The organism is Suttonella ornithocola, from assembly GCF_001889065.1.
Lineage (GTDB): Bacteria > Pseudomonadota > Gammaproteobacteria > Cardiobacteriales > Cardiobacteriaceae > Suttonella_A > Suttonella_A ornithocola.
In genome coordinates this window covers 1-3,794 of record NZ_LWHB01000105.1, presented here as the reverse complement: position 1 = coordinate 3,794, position 3,794 = coordinate 1, and the positions used below count along the sequence as shown (strand labels likewise).

Annotated in this window: 2 protein-coding genes; one reads left to right on the top strand and one right to left on the bottom strand. The window is 42.6% G+C overall.

The genetic code is table 11. The annotated features are described in order from the left end of the window. The first annotated feature begins 35 nt into the window (after positions 1 to 35). Positions 36 to 3,353 (top strand): pre-peptidase C-terminal domain-containing protein, encoded by a 3,318-nt coding sequence (locus tag A5N85_RS08330; RefSeq protein ID WP_143143226.1) that lies wholly within the window; start codon positions 36 to 38, stop codon positions 3,351 to 3,353. A 221-nt stretch (positions 3,354 to 3,574) separates the two neighbouring features. Here A5N85_RS08330 and A5N85_RS08325 read toward each other — a convergent pair. Next, positions 3,575 to 3,794: transposase (locus tag A5N85_RS08325; protein WP_249023933.1), on the bottom strand; the 220-nt coding region annotated here is incomplete at its 5' end.

Sequence of the window (3,794 nt, the reverse complement as noted above, 5' to 3'; positions counted from 1 at the left end):
TTGGCCTGAACGGCGATGTCAAAGAAGGCGACACCGTGACCATTGATGTTAACGGCACCCTCAGCACGCACACCGTGACCGCAGACGAAGCCAACGCGCACAGCATCACAGCCAGCGTAGACATCCCGAGCAGCCAAGACGGCACGGTCGTTGTCAAAGCGAGCGTGACTGCGACGGCTACCGGTAACACGCCGGCGGCCAACAGCGCGCAAGATGACGTGATTGTCGATACGGCTGCTACAGTAGATATCAAAAGTATTGGCGGTATAAGACAAGGTAGTGCCGATAAAAATGATGTGTACGCTACCATTACTAGTGATGCTAAAAATCTGGTGTTCTCTGGTTCAGCTACAAACGTAGAAAATGGCAGTACTGTAACAATCAGTATTCAAGACGATTCAGGCCATGAAGTTAGCAGCGTAACGGCGATAACAAATAATGGTTCTTGGACAAGTAATGGTATCCCAGTCAACATTGTTCAAGGCATGAAAAACGGCACTTACAAAGCGGTTGCAACGGTGACTGATGCGGCGGGCAATACGGCTACGGATACTGATCTGTTTGCTGTTAATGTTAACCGCATTAGCCCTCAGCCTGTTATTAAGTCTGTAGACAATACGGATGTGAGTGAAGGTGCGCTTACTAATGGCATGCAGAAGAATGTCAATGGTTCAGCTATGGGTGTGACCGATTCAGGCAGCATTAAATTTAGCGATGGCAATGCCACTAGATACACTGTTGGAAAAACAGGAGCAAGTGATACTGCTGGTAAGGTATACCTCACTACGGATGGTTTGCCAACAGACCTTTACGCCGAAAATGGTACAGCTCAAGGCGCGCAAGTGACTTGGAATGTATCGGGCGATGGCAAGACTTTAACGGGTATGGCCGATGTTAATGGTACGGGTTCACAAAAGGTGATTACTATCACTTTGAACGATGCTGCGAGTAAATCAGGTACGGACTTCACTCAAGGCTATACCACGACGCTGCACCATGCGATTAAGCATGACATTGTAGATGGGCAAAATGTCAAAGATATTGCTGTTACTGCTAAAGTGACTGATGGCGTAGGTACTGTTGATGCACAATTCACTGTGAATGTGTATGACGATACGCCAGTAGTCAGCAATAACGCGACCGACGTTACACCAGTGGCAATACAGAAAGCGCCACCTGCAAATGTCACTATTATGATTGACTATTCAAGCTCAATGTCAATTGGTAACCGAGAAGCAAAGGTTGAAAGTACAATTATTAAGGTGATTGAAAAATATCAGGAAAATGATGACGCACGCTTTAACTTGATTGCATTTGGTAATGGTACAAGACAGCTGGGTGGTAAATGGGTTACCGCTTCAGAAGCATTGGCTATTTTAAAAGATCCTTCAACCAGTAATTTTGCTTTAACAAACACAGCTTATCCACAATCAGGAGCAAGTGTTGGTACTAGAATCAGTTCTGGTACGGATATGGATGCTGCACTGAAAACAGCCATGGATACCTTTACACAATCAGGTAAATTGTCTGATGCACAAAATATCTCATATTTCTTTACTGATGCTGATGAAAGTGCAGGTAAATTAGTACCGCCTAAAGACATTAACACATGGCATACTTTCCTAGATAACAACAATATAACTTCTTATGCAGTAGGCATGAGCGGAGGAAGTAATTATGCTGAAATATTTAAAGGCTTTGGTATTGGTTACGATCCTAATCAAAAAAATGTTTCTGCAAAAGATGTACAAATTGATGGAACGCACCTTAATGCATACTACACTGATGCACAGCAGGTACAATTCGAGAATCATTTAACGGGAACGGTGAAACTAGGAACTGTAAGTAGCAGCCTTTTCACTCAGAACAGCTATACTGGTATAGCCAGCTTGAGCGGTATTGGCGCAGATGGCGGCTACCTGACATCTGTAACTGTAAACGGAAAAACCGCTACATGGAACGGCACAGGTACGCTTACAGGCGGTACAGGTATTGATACCAGCAAAGCTACAGCAGATAATCCAATAGCGACTATTACTACCAGTCAAGGCAAACTGACTGTGAATTTTGCAACAGGTGAATACACCTATCAAATGAACGGTGGCTTAAAAGGTGCGCGTGAAGCAGTGGAATTCATCGTAACCGACCGTGATGGCGACAAGGCAAATGGTTCTCAAACTATTGAGTTTTATGCATTCAGTGCCAATAACGATATCATTTTGACTAATCAACAAAGTGGTACGCTCACCTTTAACGAGGATGTGTTGCTTGCCAACGATAACTCACGCAGTCCAAAAGCGGATATTACACTGAAAGGCAGTGCCTCCGGTGTATCACAAAGCGGTGATAGTATTAGCGTAAGCTTGCCGACAATCTCTGCTGGTCAGACCGTTGCTGAAAAAACTACGGTCAATAAAGACCTCAGCAGTGCACAAACTATTAACTCTAGCGATTTTGGCTCAGTGAATAATGCCTCTGTTGCCAGCGGTGCAGGTTGGAAGTTTGTGAATATTGAGGGTAAAGCTGAAACATGGGATGAAGGAACTCTATTTTCTAAATGGGATGTGGAATTCTATAAAGTTCATCTTAAAGCTGGTGATACCTTAAACTATGGTTATACTCAAACCACAGGACAAGGTGGCGATGATATTCAAATCTATAACGCATCTAATCAGAAAGTTTCCGAAGTGCAAACCAATGGCAATACGGCAACAACTGAAGTAGGTACATTTACTGCTACTCAAGAAGGTGACTACTATGTTCGTTTGTCTAACAAACAAGACAGTAGTGCGTACAAAGTTCAGCTGGCAATTAATGACCATCAGTCACATGACTTTGACTACACTCTTACTGAAAGCGCAGACAACACCGACAGCGCGCATGTGAGTGTGCAGCAAGTGGGTGGCAATACCATCACTGGCACCGATGCCAACGAAGTCTTAATCGGATCAGATGGTACTAAAGCGCTCAATGGTGGTGGCGGTGATGATGTGTTGGTATATCACAATGGTATTGGTCATTACGATGGAGGTACAGGTTCTGATACGTTGTTCTTTAACGAAGCAAATCTAATTATTGACTCTACTGTCTTAGCAAATAAGGTTGATAATGTTGAAACGTTATATTTGGCAAAAGATGGTGTTGATCAAACACTTACCATAAAAGCCAGCGATGTATTCAGTATCAGCGGTAGTAATCAGCTGATTATCCATGCTGGCGCTGAAGACCATATTAACTTGACGGGCTTTAGCAAAGGCGCAACTGATAATGAAACAGGGCTAACCAGCTATACTAGTGGCAATGTGACGGTGAAAATCGATAGCTATTTGCCAGATGATCACATCATTATCTAAATAAATAGTAGTTATCATTTATTTGACCCACCATAGTAATATGGTGGGTTTTTGCATTTATATATGGGAGATGTTTCTATATAGTCAAATCACTTAGAATCCAATCTATCCAAAGCAGATATAAAGAACAACTTGTAGTAGAATTATCAAAAACAAACTGAGCATATCCTATGACCTACTGCCGCCAATTCCGACAGAAAATTCTTAACGATATAGTGCAATCATCTAAAACCCAACCCAATCCAAAGCAGATAAAAGAATAAAGTATCAATACAATCCATCCGCCATTCTTTGCGTATTTGCTTAATCCAAGCCCACATCTTTTCAATAGGATTTAAGTCTGGACTATAAGGGGGTAACCAAACTATCTCATGCCCATGCTCTTCAATGATTGCTTGAATATCACTGCGTTTATGAAAAGCGGCATTGTCCATGACAATT